Genomic DNA, 15,921 nt, shown 5'->3' with positions numbered 1-15,921 from the left:
GTCTTAACCAAAGATACTAGAAATGAAACGCATCTTGTCTGTCTTTTTTATATTTTTTGTATTTATTACAGGAGGTTACTGGTCTGCCTATTCAAATGTAGGATCGATTATTTATTTCTATAATCCAGAAACGAATATCAATAATTTTGCTACGTTAAAAACCGCTTTTGATACTTATTTGGTGAATCATGGCGGCTATTATTTCCAGCCTTTTGATGACAGAGAAAATTTTGAAGCGGTCATTCAGGAAAAAAAAGGCGATATCTATTTGTTATCCAGTTGGCATTTAAAGGCATTGCAGCAGAAGAAAGTGCCGCTGGAAATCGCTTTGGTCGGCACGTCAAAAGGTAACACTATGCAAAGGAAGGTCTTGAGCACGAAAAAAGACATTGCCAATGTCTCTATGCTTAAGAATACCGTGGTTGCAGGTGCGGGCAGTGAAGAATACATCCACAGCGTATTGAAGCAAATACTCGGCAAGGGGCAGGAAGCACTGCTTAAAGACATCAAGATACTGATCGTTCCGAAAGACATAGATGCGTTGATGGCGGTCGGTTTTGGCATGGCGACCGCCGCGATTTCCGCTGAGAGCAGTTTGGATAAGCTGGCGATGTTTAATCCCAATCAGTTTCGGGAATTGCATAGTCTCGGTTTTAGCGAAAAGGATTATTTGTTAATTGCGGCGACATTGAAGAAACCGGAGCCACAAGAGGTGGAATTGCTTGAGGTGTTACGCAAAATGTCGGAGGCGGATGCGGGTGGAGAAAATTTAAAGTTACTGGGCATAGATGGCTGGAGGACGTTGCAATGAAAAAATTCAATCGTCGCGGCGCATCCTGCAATGAATACAGGAGCCAACTATGAAAATGATAAATTTTTGTAAGCTCTTAGTCCTGTTGGCCGCCTTTTTTGCGACCCCCGGTTTCGCCGAGTCGAGTAAAGTGCTGATCGTTAATAGCGATAATACGGTTTACCGGTATGAAACAATTGCGACAGAATTTAAAAAGGTCTTACAGCAAAACGCCTATCAATGGACTGAATTTAACCTGGATCGCCATGCCAATGCCGAAGAGGAACTGAAGCGGCTTATCCAGCAAGAAAATCCTGAGCTGATTTACAGCATAGGAACCAAAGCCTATTCGTTAGCGCGTATCCATGCTCATAACAAAAAAATGTTATTTTCAGCAGTGATTAATTGGCGAAGGTTGGATATCGATGCAGGGACTTACGGGGTCGCTAATGAGTTATCTTCGGCACAAGAAATCTCGTTGTTACGTTATTTCTTTCCAACGATTAAAAAAATCGGTTTGCTCTACAACGATAAGTTCAGCCGTGAATATGTAGAAACCATCAAAAAAGATGCCTTGGCCTTAGGCATAAATATCGTTACCCAGTCCGTTAACGATGCGCAGGAGATTGGCGAGGCGCTCGATCAATTGCTGCCGAAAATAGATATGTTCTGGATTATTTCCGATCCGATTGTCTTAAGCGGTAAAGATTCGGTGCGGCAAATTTTTCAGGCGGCGGAACAACAAAAGAAACCCGTGTACGCTTACAGCGATGTGTTTATAGAACATGGCGCTGTTTTGGCTATTTCTGCGGATATTGCGACGATTGGGCGGCAATCGGCAAACTTAGCCATGATGATGGATAAGGATAAAGTGCCCGGCGGTACCGTACAGGTCCCTGCCGGATCAACGATTACTTTAAACAAGTGCGTTCTCGACGCATTGCAGCTCAAGTTCAACCAAGACGCCCTGGATTCGGTCAATAAAATTGTGGGGTGCGCTAAGAATGATTAACTATTTACGCACCCTGCTGGTTGGCGCCTTAGTCTTAAGTTCGAGCGCGTTTGCAAAATCATTGGAACCGAATGACGACCTGGAAAGGGAATTGGCTTATCTCGCCGCAGAAAGACAAGTCGTGGTCACCGCGTCGAAAATGGAAGAGCATGTGGACAAGACTATCGCCACAACTACAGTCATTACCCAAGACGATATTGCGCATATCGGCGCGCGCAATTTGATCGATGTGTTGCGATTGGTTCCGGGTATTGGTATTACGCAAACTCAGTTTGGCTGGCGTGAAATTGAGGTTCGCGGCGTTAAAACAGTGCTGTCTGAAAAAGTTCAGATTATGTTGAACGGTCATCCGCTGGATCATAACCTGCAAAATGCCGGCAGTGCCTGGGTTTACGATGATTTACCGGTTGATACGATCAAGCGTGTGGAAGTGGTGCGCGGTCCTGGCTCGGCTTTATACGGCGCTAATGCTTTTCTTGCCGTTATCAACATAATCACCCTAAATGCCAAGGATTTAAATGGGGTGCAAACTTCAGCGGGTTGGGGGAGTTTCGATACCCAGCAATATCGCGCATCCTGGGGCAAGCAATTTGATAATAGCGCTGAAGCGGCGGTGCATTTTAATTTTACCGATACCGACGGCATCAATTCGCCAATTCCTGCCGACAGCTTGAGCGCAAAAGGTCTCAATTCTTCGGCTCCCGGTAAGAGTCAGCTCACCGAAGGTCGCTACGATCTGGAATGGCAGTTAGGTTATCAGGACTTTAAGCTGGACGGGCGTTATATCAATAAAAAAGCCGGTACGTTTTTTGGACTAGCATCTATTCTTAGCGATGGCAGGACCCAACAGGATTATAACGATTATTTCCTGCGCTTAAGCAGAACGTGGAAGATTCAAAATAATTTCACGGTAGATACGCAGGTATTTCACGATTTTTTTAGTTACGATAATACGTGGCAAACCGCACCGAGCCAATTTAGTCGTAACGGCCTTCAAGATACGCGTACAGGGGGTGAGGTTCAAGCGAACTATCATATCAGTGACGTACAAACCCTGATCAGCGGGTTTTCTTATGCAAAAGAGCAACAGAGTAACCTTATTGATCAAGCGGGTCCCGACCCTGCTCACTTGACAGCGGCGCTGCCTTCTACCGAAGAAAGAATACGTGAACGCTGGGGTGTTTATGTGGAAGATGTGTGGGATCCGTTAAAAAACTTACGCTTGAGCTTGGGAGCCCGCTATGACCGATACAATGATTTTGGCGGTACCTTTAATCCTAGGATGGGCTTTAATTGGGAGTTTATTAAAAATTATTCGCTGAAGTTTTCTTACGGCACCGCTTATCGAGCGCCTGCTTTCGGTGAGCTTGGTCTGGTCAATAATCCTGTGTTATTGGGTAATCCAACTCTTAAGCCTGAGGAAGTTAAAACTTTTGAAACGGGTATTATTGCCCATCCTGTGTCGGGTTTGACGACTCAGGCCACCTATTATCATTCGGCAATCAATCAAATTATTTCACAAGTCCCCGTTCAAGTAGCTATTTCGCAATACGACAATAGCGGCAGTGTGATCGCCGAGGGTGTTGAATTGGAAATGCGTTATGAGTTTGACGGTAGTTTGCAAGGTTCCTATATCGGTGCCAATCATGTCTTACAGCATAGCATTCAGCTTGGACGGCAATTAGCGGATGTGCCGCGGCATCGCACCAACCTGACAGCCAATTGGGCTTTTGATAATACCTGGAGCAGCTTTGCGCATGTCCTTATCAAAGATAATACATCGCGCAATTTAGGCGATACGCGCAACGATGTACCGGGATACGCATTACTCGATCTGGGATTGCTGGGGAAAAATATGTTCGGTAAGAAAGTTGACGTCAGTTTTAATGTCTACAACTTATTGAATAAGCGTTATTACGATCCGGCTCCGGCTAGTTTGAATTTTATAGGTGACTATGAAATGGCTGGACGGACGTTTTTTGGGCATGTCAGCTTGAGATTTTAATTAAGGAGCGAGTCATGTAGTGTGGTGGATTGCCTTTCGGCGAATCCACCACGGGTCAGTATCTTACAAATACATGTTGTCTCTCCATTCAAAAAATATGTGAAAACTCATTATTTAAATGAGCATAGTTTTGCCCCATATCAAAAATGCAATCAGGCAGGGCGATCCTGAGTGTCTAGCAAGTTACTCCTTATTTTTTGTAATGCTGCATTAAGTCCGACAGTTGGATGTATCTTTCTGGAATTGGTACATGGTCTTCGGGAAACGCAGCCAGAGTTTCTTGAATATTGGTTAAAAACAAGTCTACAAGTACAGTATTTTGCAGCTTTTCAAAAGCACACAGTCCGATAATACCAATCTCTGTTCCTAATGGTATGTTTTTAGGATTTTTTGCAGAATCGCTGTTTATATCGGCATTTGACAATGGTTGAGCGTCGTTCTTGGCAAGAAAATTTATGGAATCAGGCCCCATAGCCACATAGCATTTTCTTGTTACATTCCATGCCAATAGGCTTTCATTTTTATAATAGATAAAAAGTGATTCTTTTTCATTTGATACGGTGATTTTCCCGGCGTCAAAACCGCTTATTTTTCGCTCTTCTTTGTTGGTGATTATGCCTTCAAATAATTTATAACTGGATAGTGAAAAGTCACCTAGAAAATCCAGGAATTCAGTGTAATTTCTGGATTCAACCATGTTGTGGCCCAGATTCCAGGCAAGACCCACTGACCATTGAATAAATTTAGCCCTGTTTTTGCCCGATAAAATTGAACAGTTTAAATCGGCACCCTGCATCGGATAGCATGCCATGCCAGCTAAGTAATTATGCGATTTGGCAAATTGCCGAGCTTGGTTTTCCGCATCATCCGCATTTTTTGCCTGTATAATTGTTTTTTTGTAATGTCCCGATTCGTCAGTATCGGAAGTCAAGATAACTGGATTTAGAGATAATTTATTAATGTTGAACAGATTCATGCTCATTTCCGGTGCTGCTCTGCCGCACGGATCACCATTAATTACCTCAATGCCTTTTCTCGCTGAAATTATAAATGGGATGAGAGTATTAATTGCCCCCAGTTCAACGGGTATCAGATAGCCTAATGGTTCCTGGCCGGATTGACTTAGATAATGATTCATTTCTGAAAATGCATTTAATGAAGCCGTTTGTCCGAAACCTTCAAACATTTTATCGGGTGAACCTAAAGTTGCTATAAAAGATATGTTTTTAGTTGCCTCAAGGTTATCGGGATTTACATAAAACATAACATCGGCATCGTTAATCATTTTGTCGATAAAAAGTAGGGCCAATCCAATTGATCCCCCGCCGCCTGAGCCTAAAAAACAAGCGCCATATGCAATATAATTAATATCTTTTTTCGTTAACCGATAATTGCCGGGGCCAAAATATTTTATTGAATGCTCATTTTGAGCGGTTTCTTTTACCGGCGTGTCTTCATTCAATGATGATTTTTTTATTGAAATATTATTAAAATCATTAAGCATAAAAACTCTTCCTTAAAATTAAATGAACTCTGTCTGTTTCGGTTGCAGCTCATCTGCGCTAAACACAGAAGTTTTTATTACGATAACCTTGATTAGCAAGGTGAGGTGATATTGTAAGCTATAACGCCAATAATGTGTGGCAAAAGCTGACATAAATTACCGTTACCATTTTTAGAGGCTGTATACCGTTGTTCCCCGTTCGTCGGATCGGTAGAAAGCCTTTGCCGCATTGATTCCAGCGCTGCTGTATCAATCTTGCAATCAGGGACGGCTGTCATGGTTTTCAATAGATGTACAGTCACGATCCAATATGGCTAACATTACCGATAAGGGGTATTATCAGGTTCGCCCGCAGAGCGGGGCATACTGACAGTGTAAATTTTGCACAATGATGTTTTTTTGGATTTCTACCTTAAGACATACAGCGGACATGAATAACACACCATACCCTGATGATTGGCCCGATATAAGCACCAAGCTCTACAACAGGTCGGTCAAGCTGTTTAACGCCGTCAAAAACATGTTGAGCGTCAGGTTGGATCTGCATGCCGACCCGCAGTTTTTGGAAGGCGACATCTTCTTATTCAATCATTTTTCCCGGTTCGAAACGTTCATACCGCAATTCCTTATTTACGAAAAAACCGGGGCTTACAGTTGTGCAATTGCTTCCGGGGAGTTTTTTAACGAAGACAACGTGCTGTCGCGGTATTTAAAGCATGTCGGTGTTTTTCCCCACGATCATGATCGCCTGTTCCCACTGCTGGCCGGACAGATTTTGCGCGGCCGCAAAGTCATTATTTTTCCTGAAGGCGGCATGGTAAAAGATCGCCGGGTTATCGACAAACGCGGTCATTACAGTATTTACTCCCGGGTTACCGGCAACCGGCGCAAGCTGCACACAGGGCCGGCTGTTTTGGGGCAGGGCGTGGAAACCTTTAAGGCGGCTATCCGCCACGCCTATAGTCAAAACAATGTGACGCTGCTTCGGCAATGGCAAGATGCTTTGCAAATCGACAGCATTGATCAGCTGATAGCGGTAGCGAATAAACTGACGCTGATGGTGCCGGCCAATATCACTTTTTATCCGATTCGTTCTTCTGAAAACTTGTTGTTTAAAGGCGTTGAGCTGTTTTCTGACAATCTGAGTTTGCGCCAATCCGAGGAATTGCTGATTGAAGGCAATATCATGCTGAAGAATACCGATATGGACATACGCCTGGGTACTCCTGTCGATCCTTGCTGTATCTGGGATTGGCGCACCCGTTATCTGATGGGTATGGTCGTTCCTGAAATTAATACGATAGACGATGTTTTTACGCTGAATTCCAGGCCTAAAAACTGGCGGCAACGTTTACTGGGTTCGTATTTTATAAAAAATGCCCAATGTTCCCGCGATCGATACATGGAAGGCATTTATGCCAATGTCACGATCAATTTAAGCCATCTGGCGGCAACGCTAATCATGCATTACATCGGCGAAGGTCAGACGCATATTGAGAAAAATCAGTTCTACAGCATTCTTTATATCGCCATCAAGCATCTGCAAAACAATACCGCGATTCATCTGCACCGGAGCCTGCTTAATCCCGATGATTACAGTGATCTGCTTAAATCAACGAACAAGCGCTTCGATTATTTTATCTGTGCCGCCAAAGAAGCGGGTTTGATCCAGGACCGGGCGAATAGTTACCAATTCTTGCCCAAACTTTTGGCCGAGTATGACTTTGACAGCATCCGTTTGGAGAATCCGATTGCGGTTTATAATAACGAAGCAGCGCCTTTGCGCACGGTTCGCGATACTCTGATCGGGGCTATCAACGAATTCGCCGGCATCGATACCAACAAACTGGCAGCCTGGCATTTTGAAGATGAATGCCGCGCTCTGGCATGGGAAAAACAAGTTTATTCAAGCTCCCTCTTTGCCGAGATCAATCAAATGGAAGATACGGTCGCCGACCCATCGCCGTTTTTTCTTCAACCGCCTGTCCTGAGCTCTGTCGAAGGAGAGCAAGCCAACGGCACCGGCATATTACTGATACACGGTTTGCTGGCCAGCCCGGCTGAATTGAAGGATTATGGCGAATACCTGGTTAAACAGGGCTACACGGTATTGGGTATCCGACTGAAAGGCCACGGTACGTCACCGCATGCGTTACGCGACCAAAGCTGGGAAGACTGGTTCGGCTGCGTACAAAGAGGTTTCAGCATCCTCAAAGCGCATTGCCGACGCATAGCCGTCGCCGGATTTTCTACCGGCGGCGCATTGGCGTTGAAACTGGCCGCCGAGCAACACCATGAAATAATCGGCGTCATTGCGGTTTCCGTGCCGCTAAAATTCGTCAATTCCGCTTTCATGCTGGTGCCGTTACTGCACGGAACCAACAAATTGGTCGGCTGGGTTTCGGCCTTTGAAGGCGTAAAGCCCTTTATCGAGAATGCCACTGAACACCCTCATATCAATTACCGCAATGTGCCGGTCAGGGCTCTATATGAATTGAGACTGCTGATAGCGCACATCGATGAACTGTTGCCGCGTATCAGCACACCGACCCTGATTATTTACGCCGATCAGGACCCGGTTGTCTCGGCTAAAAGCGCACCGGCTATCTTCGATAAACTGGGCTCAAAAAACAAAAAACTCCAGGTCATTACATCTAATCGCCACGGTATTTTGATGGAAAATATCGGCGGTGCCTGGCGCGCCATTGATGATTTTTTAAATGAGTTGCGCACTGCCAATAGAGTCGATCACGGTCTTGAAGAGATGTACGATTGCATACCCTTAGCGGCACAAGGAGTAAAGCAGGGAAAAGTCAGCAAAAAACATCTTTAAATCCCGTTATGTCCCGTTGAACGTATTTAATCAGTGGAAATGCATAACATAAGGAGGGCAGCATCATGAAAAATGTAGTTATCGCAGGGTATTGCAGATCACCCTTTACACCCGCGCAAAAAGGCCAGTTGGCTAAAGTACGGCCGGATGAGCTCGCCGCACAGGTCATCAAAGGCTTAATCAATGATACCGGCGTTGCCCCCGAAGATATTGAGGATTTGATTTTAGGCTGCGCTTTTCCTGAAGGGGAGCAGGGCATGAACCTGGCGCGGTTAATCGTTCATCTTGCCGGGTTGCCTGTTACCGTCTCCGGTACCACCATTAACCGCTTCTGCGGTTCCTCAATGCAGGCGATACATAATGCGGCGGGCGCGATTCAAATGAATGCCGGTCGGGCGATTATCTGCGCCGGTGTCGAATCGATGAGCCGCGTGCCGATGGGCGGTTTCAATTACCTGCCCCATCCGGGCCTTTATAAAAGCTATCCCCAAGCCTATATCGGCATGGGCGAGACGGCGGAAAACCTGGCCCTGCAATATCATATCGACCGTCTGGCGCAGGAGGCTTTCGCCTTGGCGAGCCAGCAAAAAGCGGGAGCCGCCCAGAAAAACGGTTTGTTCGCCGGCGAAATCATTCCGATTAAACGCGCTGACGGCGAAACCGTCCAGCATGACGGCTGCATCAGGGCTGGCACCACGTTACAGGCGCTTGCCGGTCTGCAACCCGCCTTCCTTAAAAACGGCAGCGTGACTGCCGGAACCTCCTCGCCGTTAACCGACGGCGCGGCAGCGGTGCTGGTATGCAGCGAGGACTACGCAGACGCCCACGGATTGGAAAAACTTGCCCGCATCAGGTCCATCGCAGTATCCGCTTGCGCGCCGGAAATCATGGGCATAGGCCCGGTCAGCGCAACCCATAAGGCCTTGCAACGCGCCGGTCTGACGTTGCAGGACATCGACATCGTCGAACTGAATGAGGCCTTTGCCGCGCAATCTTTGGCGGTACTAAAAGACCTCCCGATACCGTTCGAAAAGTTGAATCTGGATGGCGGCGCGATTGCCTTGGGCCATCCGCTGGGCGCGTCAGGCGCCAGAATTACCGGTAAAGCCGCCAGCCTGCTGAAACGGGAAAACAAGCAGTTTGCGCTTGCCACCCAATGCATCGGCGGCGGCCAGGGCATTGCGACTATTTTGGAGGCGATCTGATGGGCATCCAAAAAGTTGCAGTGATTGGCGCCGGGGTTATGGGCGCGGGTATTGCCGCCCATATCGCCAATGCCGGTATTCCTGTCTGTTTGCTGGATATAGTTCCTGAAAATGGCGATAACCGGAACAGCATTGCCGAATCGGCGGTTGCCAAGATGCTCAAAGCCGAACCTGCGCCGTTCATGCATAAAAATAACGCCCGATTGGTCACGCCCGGCAATATTGAAGACCATCTTGAATGGTTAAAGGAAGTGGACTGGGTGATTGAAGCAGTGATTGAAAATCCGGCCGTCAAGCAGGAACTTTACCGGAAACTTGAGAACATTTGCCGCCCCGATACCCTGATTTCATCGAACACCTCGACATTGCCGTTGAAGCTGCTGGCCCGCGATATGCCGGACAGCTTCAAACAGCGCTTCATGATCACCCATTTTTTTAATCCGCCCCGTTATATGCGGCTGCTGGAACGGGTTTCAGGCCCTCAAACCCGGCCGGAACTGGTTGCCGCCGTCAGCCGTTTTGCCGACACCCATCTGGGTAAGGAGAGCGTAAGCTGCAAGGATACGCCGGGATTTATCGGCAACCACATCGGTATTTACTGGCTGCAATGCGGATTGCTGGAAGCGATCAAGCTGGGTTTGACCGTCGAGCAGGCCGATGCGGCGATGACGGTTTTCGGCATACCCAAAACCGGTGTTTTCGGCCTGCTGGATTTGGTCGGGCTGGATCTGATCCCGCATATTCTGGGCAGCATGGAACGAGCCTTAGCCAAGGAAGATGCGTTTCATCAAGTCAATACCTTGCCCGAACTGGTTCAGACCATGATAGCCGACGGTTACACCGGCAGAAAAGGCAAGGGCGGGTTTTATCGTCTACAGGAAACAGGCGGAAAGCGCGTCAAGGAATCGATTAGCCTGCAAACCGGCGCTTATCGTGTTAGCGAAAAATTCGCCTTGCCGAGTTTGCCTAAGACGCAGGACGAGATCAGGGCTTTTTTGTTGGGCGAAGACGCAATCAGTCGTTTTTCCTGGCAGGTGTTGTCCAATACTCTGGCTTATAGCGCGAGCCTGATTCCCGAGATTGCCGATGACATCACCGCCGTCGATACTGCGATGCGGCTGGGTTACAACTGGAAATACGGGCCGTTCGAGCTGCTGGATCGGATCGGCGTAGATTGGTTCGTTGACCGCTTGCTTGCCGACAACCGCGAGGTGCCGTCGCTGCTGGCAAATCGTCACGACCTATACAAGGTCGATTCAGGCAAATGCTTGTATGCCGATTTATCCGGCAATTACCATCCTGTGCATCGCCCGGACGGTATGCTGCTGTTGGCGGATATTAAATTACAGGCTCCGGCGGTATTGGAAAACCCGTCGGCCAGTCTGTGGGATATTGGCGACGGCGTTGCCTGCCTGGAATTCCACAGCAAAATGAATACGCTGGACATGGATAGTCTGGCAGTGGTCCGGCAAAGCGTCGAAAAGGTCAAAACCGACTTTTCCGCATTGGTTATCCACAACGATGCCGACAATTTCTCCGCCGGGGCTAATTTAACTTTGCTGGTGCAAGCCATCCAAGCCCAAGACTGGCTGGCGGTAGAGCAGTTGATAAAACAGGGGCAACAGTCTTACATGGCTTTGAAGTATGCGCCGTTCCCGGTGGTCGGCGCGCCTTCCGGCTTGGCTTTGGGCGGCGGCTGCGAAATCCTGCTGCATTGCGATGCGATTCAGGCTCATGCCGAACTGTATATCGGTCTGGTCGAAGTGGGCGTGGGACTGGTGCCGGGTTGGGGCGGCTGCAAGGAATATCTGCGCCGCCGGCTGGAATTTGCAAGACGTCCCGGCGGTCCGATGCCTGCGATTGCGCAGGCTTTCGAAACGATCGGCATGGCCAAGGTGTCAAAATCGGCGGCCGAAGCAAAGGAACTGCTGTTTTTGTCCACCACCGACGGCATTACCATGAATAAAGACCGCTTATTGGCCGATGCGAAGGCTAAAGCGTTGCTGTTGGTATCGGGTTATACGCCGCCTGAGCCGGTCAGTTTCAGCCTGCCCGGCGCCAGCGCCAGAGCGGCAATGGATATTGCGATCAATAACTTAAAACTGGCCGGCAAAATAACGGACTATGATGTGGAAATCTCACGGCAACTGGCAGACGTGCTCAGCGGCGGCCAGTGCGACATCACCGAGCCGCTGACCGAAGACGATTTGTTAAATCTGGAGCTGACCGCGTTTTTACATTTAGTCCAACAACCGGGCACTCTGGCCAGGCTGGAACACCTTTTTAAAACAGGTAAGCCGTTACGCAATGATTAAGAAATTTTCACCACGAAGGCACGAAGAACACGAAGGATTGAATAATAAGGGACGGCATGAAACAACTTGAGCAAGTTTTATTTTTCATTTTTTAACCATGAAGGACATGAAGCGGCATGAAAGGTTTAAGTCTTCATGTCCTTCATGGTAATTGCCTAAATTAATTTATGCATGATCCTAAGTTTAAAAAAATAGTTGGATTTGAAATGCGTAGGGGTGTCTATCATTTTTCAATGGCTGAATATTACTGCTAAATAACTTTGTGTTCTTCGTGCCTTCGCGGTGTCTTTATTTTGTTTGTGTAACATCAGTAATTAACTTAAGGACCACCCCATGATCTGGTTAATCGCATCACTCATTATCGTCGGCGTCCTGGCTTATGGCCGGGTACCTCTACGCAGGGCCACGTTGGTTTTGGCCGGATGGTTGGGGCTTTATTCGCTGGCGCAGGGCGGCAATTTAGTATTCCTGCTCTGGGTCGTTTTCGATGCGATTTTTATCCCGCTGAATGTTCCGGCTATCCGCAAACGGCTATTCAGTAGCGTAGTTTTCAAGGTCATGAAACAGATGTTGCCGCCAATGTCGCAAACCGAACGCGAAGCGCTGGAAGCGGGCAATACCTGGTGGGATGCCGAGCTGTTTTCCGGTCATCCCGACTGGAAAATATTGCTCGATTTGCCCGCCCCGAAATTGACTGCCGAAGAACTGGCCTTTATCGACGGCCCGGTAGAGACCTTGTGCGGCATGCTGGATGACTGGGACATTACCCACAATCGCCGGGATTTGCCTGTCGAAGTCTGGGACTATATCAAACAGCACAAATTCTGCGGCATGATTATACCTAAGCGCTACGGCGGCCTGGAGTTTAGCGAGTACGCGCATTCCGAAGTGGTTATGAAGATTTCCAGCCGCAGCACCACCGCAGCCGTCACGGTCATGGTGCCCAACTCCTTGGGTCCGGCCAAATTATTGCTGGCTTACGGTGCCGAGCAGCAGAAAAATCATTATCTGCCGCGCTTGGCAAAAGGCGAGGAAATTCCCGCGTTTGCGCTGACCGGCCCCCTTGCAGGCAGCGATGCCGGTGCCATGCCCGATACCGGCGTGGTCTGTTACGGCTGGTTCCCAAGCTCGAGCTTGGGAACCAGTGGCAAGGACAAGGTGCTGGGCATACGGCTCAACTGGGAAAAACGCTATATTACCTTGGGCCCGGTCGCCACGGTGCTGGGTCTGGCGTTCAAGCTTTATGACCCGGAGCACCTGATCGGCGATCAGGAAAACATCGGCATTACCGTTGCGCTGATTCCGACCGATACTGCTGGCGTTTCGATCGGCAGGCGTCATTTTCCGCTGGACTCGGCGTTCCAGAACGGCCCGAACTGGGGCAAAGACGTGTTTATCCCGATGGACTGGATCATCGGAGGCAAAGAGCAAGTCGGCAACGGCTGGAAGATGCTGATGCAATGCCTCGCGACCGGTCGCGCGGTGTCCTTGCCCGCACTCAGCACCGGCGCGTCGAAAATGGTCAGCCGCAATTCCGGCGCTTACGCGCGCATCCGTAAGCAGTTCAATCTGCCGATAGGCGAGTTTGAAGGCATCGAAGAGCCGCTGTCGCGCATAGCCGGTGAGACTTATATTATCGACGCCGCGCGCAAGGTGACCGCCGCAGCGCTGGACGACGGGCAAAAACCGTCGGTCATTTCAGCGATCATCAAATACGAACTCACCGAAAGAATGCGCCGCGTGGTTAACGACGGCATGGATATACAGGGCGGTTCCGGTATTTGCATGGGGCCTAAGAACTATCTTGGCCGGATGTACCAAGTGATTCCGGTCAGCATTACCGTCGAGGGCGCCAATATCCTGACCCGCACGATGATGATTTTCGGCCAGGGCGCGGTGCGTTGTCATCCGTACATCCAGCGGGAAATGGAAGCTTTAGGTCATGATAATCTTGATCGGTTTGATCAAGTGCTGTTCGAGCATATCGGTTCCGTGCTGCATAATCTGGCCGCGGGTTTTTGGCTGGGATTGACCGGGGGCCGATTTGTCGAGGTGCCGGGCGATCAACATACCCGGCGATATTTCCGCCAGATTGCCCGGCTTAGCGTCGGCTTTGCGTTGGTCGCAGATTTTGCGCTGCTGACGCTGGGTGGCTCGCTTAAACGCAAGGAACGCATCTCCGGGCGCTTTGCCGACGTCTTGAGCAACCTGTATCTATGTTCCTGTGTGCTGAAAAACTTTCAGGATCAGGGCAGTCCCGAAGATGATTTGCCGTTGTTGGATTGGGCCTGCCAGCAAACCCTGCACCGGGCCCAGCAATCGCTGCTGGCTATTTTTCATGCCTTGCCGATGCGGATCCCTGCTTATCTGTTAAGAGCCGTATTGTTCCCCGGCGGCAAACCGTATTCGCCGCCCGCCGATCATTTGATCCACCAGACTGCGGCGCTGCTGCTGAAAAATTCACCGGTTCGCGACAGTTTAACCCACGGTATTTACATTAACTATAAGCCCGATGACGTGACCGGCAGGATTGAAGTCGCCTTCCAGGCGGTGCTGGCCGCAGCGCCTGTGGAAGCCAAGATCCATGCCGCACAAAAGCAGAAAAAGTTGCCGAAAGGCTCGATTGTCGATGTGCTGGATGCGGCGATAAGCAATTCAATTATCAGTAAAAAAGAAGCCGAGTTGATAGTGGCCGCTGAAAAGGCCCGCTTTGCAGCGATCGGCGTCGATGATTTTAGTCCTGAACAATTAAGCAACACCGGCAAAATATAAAACAGCCGAATCAGGGGCATCAAGGGGCGGCTTAGGCCGCCTTTTGTTTCATTGAGCAGGAGAAAGCGGTTGATCTTCTAAACGCGTCATCAACTTTATGTCGTTTTAAAAGACTCATCAATTTAAGGACGGATAAAGGCTTGACTGGGTGAGATGCCAAGGTTGTACGAATAGAGGTCATCTGTCACAATAACCTTATATTGTGACTAACAAAAGGATAGCTCCATGGCTGAGATAACTGAAGTACCCAGCCCTTTTTGCGGTATCGGCACGGACGACCTGTGCATTCAGGTTGACGGCGTATCGCTTAAGGTGGTTGAAAACGGCTGCGCGGTTAATACGCCCGCTTTTGAACAGGCTATTACCGATACCCGTCCAAGAGTTGATGGCAAGGACGTCAGTCTGGATGAGGCTGTAGCCAGGGCGGCGGCGTTGTTAAAAAACACCAATCAACCGGTTATCGGCGGCTGTGCAACCGATGTTAACGGCATGCGGGCGTTGTTGGCGTTGGCGGATCGTAGCGGCGCTGTGGTCGATAATATGAATTTTACCGGCGCGCGGAACAATTTTCTGGCCTTACAGGATTCCGGCTGGATGAATACGACGCTGGCGGAAGTCAAAAACCGCTGCGATTTATTGCTGGTAGTCGGCGTCGATCTGGAAAGCTTTTCGCCGCGCTTTTTCGAGCGTTACCTGTGGAATGAAGAATCCATGTTCCTGGACGATACCGGCAAGCGCGAGGTTATCTATTTGGGCAAAACGCCTTCCGGTAACGCGTCCACGTCGCCTAGCGGCCAAAAAGCGCAGGTTTTCGAATGCGCCAATGAAGATTTGCCTGATGTTGTCGCGGTATTGCGGGCATTGGTTAAAGGCAATCCGATACGGGTCGATTCGGTCGGCGGCATTGCGGTAGTTGATTTGCAGGGTATTGCCGATAAATTAAAAGCGGCAAGCTACAGCGTAGTGACTTGGGCGGCCGGTGCGTTGGCCTATAGTCAGGCCGAATTGACGGTGCAAACCATTTCAGAAATGGTAAAGGATATTAACAACCAAAATACCCGTAGCTCCGGCTTGCCGTTAGGCGGCAAAGAAGGTGATCAGACGGCCAATCAGGTTTGCGGCTGGACGACCGGTTACCCGGCGCGTACCCGTTTTTCCAGCGGCTATCCCGAATACGATCCCTATTTGAACGATACGAATGCCTTGCTGGCTAATGGCGAGGCAGATGCTTTGGTCTGGGTGCAGGCGTTTAATGCTAAAGCCGTCCCACCGGTGACAACCTTGCCGACAATCGTGGTGGGCCGTTCCGGGATGACGTTTGCAAAAGAACCGGATGTATTTATCCCTGTCGGTACGCCGGGTATCGACCATGCCGGTCATGCTTACCGTATGGATAACGTGGTCGCGATACGGCTGAAAAAATTACGCGAATCCGCTTTGCCTAGTACGTTTGACGTACTTAATGCCATTGAACAAGCTCTGTAG

9 protein-coding genes are annotated in these 15,921 nt (G+C 49.1%); 8 read left to right on the top strand and 1 reads right to left on the bottom strand.

Features of this window, described 5'->3' with window-relative positions:
• Nucleotides 1-22 precede the first annotated feature (22 nt).
• The 3 genes from B0F88_RS04280 to B0F88_RS04270 all read left to right on the top strand — a co-directional run bounded on the left by B0F88_RS04280 (nucleotide 23) and on the right by B0F88_RS04270 (nucleotide 3,807).
• Entirely contained in the window at nucleotides 23-811 is a 789-nt protein-coding gene (locus B0F88_RS04280; protein ID WP_104422717.1) for a hypothetical protein, read from the top strand.
• Nucleotides 812-860: 49 nt separating this feature from the next.
• Nucleotides 861-1,802, top strand: coding sequence for an ABC transporter substrate-binding protein (locus B0F88_RS04275; RefSeq protein ID WP_104422716.1), 942 nt, complete (start codon nucleotides 861-863; stop codon nucleotides 1,800-1,802).
• Between the two features lie 139 nt (nucleotides 1,803-1,941).
• Nucleotides 1,942-3,807, top strand: coding sequence for a TonB-dependent receptor plug domain-containing protein (locus B0F88_RS04270; protein ID WP_258076557.1), 1,866 nt, complete (start codon nucleotides 1,942-1,944; stop codon nucleotides 3,805-3,807).
• Nucleotides 3,808-3,997: 190 nt separating this feature from the next.
• Here B0F88_RS04270 and B0F88_RS04265 read toward each other — a convergent pair whose 3' ends face one another.
• Nucleotides 3,998-5,311 carry an S-methyl thiohydantoin desulfurase domain-containing protein gene (locus B0F88_RS04265; RefSeq protein WP_104422714.1) on the bottom strand — a complete coding sequence of 438 codons (1,314 nt, stop codon included), beginning with the start codon at nucleotides 5,309-5,311 and terminating at the stop codon, nucleotides 3,998-4,000.
• 430 nt (nucleotides 5,312-5,741) lie between these two features.
• Between B0F88_RS04265 and B0F88_RS04260 the strand changes: the two genes are divergently transcribed.
• From B0F88_RS04260 to B0F88_RS04240, 5 genes are all read left to right on the top strand, one after another.
• Nucleotides 5,742-8,144: an alpha/beta fold hydrolase gene (locus B0F88_RS04260; protein WP_104422713.1), complete on the top strand. Its 2,403-nt coding sequence runs from the start codon at nucleotides 5,742-5,744 to the stop codon at nucleotides 8,142-8,144.
• A gap of 65 nt (nucleotides 8,145-8,209) precedes the next feature.
• Nucleotides 8,210-9,349: a thiolase family protein gene (locus B0F88_RS04255; RefSeq protein ID WP_104422712.1), complete on the top strand. Its 1,140-nt coding sequence runs from the start codon at nucleotides 8,210-8,212 to the stop codon at nucleotides 9,347-9,349.
• Complete coding sequence (locus B0F88_RS04250) at nucleotides 9,349-11,664, top strand: 3-hydroxyacyl-CoA dehydrogenase/enoyl-CoA hydratase family protein (RefSeq protein ID WP_104422711.1); 2,316 nt, start codon at nucleotides 9,349-9,351, stop codon at nucleotides 11,662-11,664. Before B0F88_RS04255 ends, B0F88_RS04250 begins: the two co-directional genes overlap by 1 nt.
• A gap of 333 nt (nucleotides 11,665-11,997) precedes the next feature.
• On the top strand, nucleotides 11,998-14,436 hold the full coding sequence (locus B0F88_RS04245) for an acyl-CoA dehydrogenase (RefSeq protein ID WP_104422710.1): 2,439 nt from the start codon (nucleotides 11,998-12,000) through the stop codon (nucleotides 14,434-14,436).
• Nucleotides 14,437-14,661: 225 nt separating this feature from the next.
• Nucleotides 14,662-15,921 carry a formylmethanofuran dehydrogenase subunit B gene (locus B0F88_RS04240; protein WP_104422709.1) on the top strand — a complete coding sequence of 420 codons (1,260 nt, stop codon included), beginning with the start codon at nucleotides 14,662-14,664 and terminating at the stop codon, nucleotides 15,919-15,921.

Source organism: Methylobacter tundripaludum, from assembly GCF_002934365.1.
GTDB lineage: Bacteria > Pseudomonadota > Gammaproteobacteria > Methylococcales > Methylomonadaceae > Methylobacter_A > Methylobacter_A tundripaludum_A.
This window is presented reverse-complemented; position numbering and strand designations above follow the sequence as displayed.

Coding starts and splice junctions, on each gene's coding strand:
- B0F88_RS04280 (WP_104422717.1), top strand. CDS start 23: ATGAAACGCATCTTGTCTGTCTTTTTTATATTTTTTGTATTTATTACA.
- B0F88_RS04275 (WP_104422716.1), top strand. CDS start 861: ATGAAAATGATAAATTTTTGTAAGCTCTTAGTCCTGTTGGCCGCCTTT.
- B0F88_RS04270 (WP_258076557.1), top strand. CDS start 1,942: ATGGAAGAGCATGTGGACAAGACTATCGCCACAACTACAGTCATTACC.
- B0F88_RS04265 (WP_104422714.1), bottom strand. CDS start 5,311: ATGCTTAATGATTTTAATAATATTTCAATAAAAAAATCATCATTGAAT.
- B0F88_RS04260 (WP_104422713.1), top strand. CDS start 5,742: ATGAATAACACACCATACCCTGATGATTGGCCCGATATAAGCACCAAG.
- B0F88_RS04255 (WP_104422712.1), top strand. CDS start 8,210: ATGAAAAATGTAGTTATCGCAGGGTATTGCAGATCACCCTTTACACCC.
- B0F88_RS04250 (WP_104422711.1), top strand. CDS start 9,349: ATGGGCATCCAAAAAGTTGCAGTGATTGGCGCCGGGGTTATGGGCGCG.
- B0F88_RS04245 (WP_104422710.1), top strand. CDS start 11,998: ATGATCTGGTTAATCGCATCACTCATTATCGTCGGCGTCCTGGCTTAT.
- B0F88_RS04240 (WP_104422709.1), top strand. CDS start 14,662: ATGGCTGAGATAACTGAAGTACCCAGCCCTTTTTGCGGTATCGGCACG.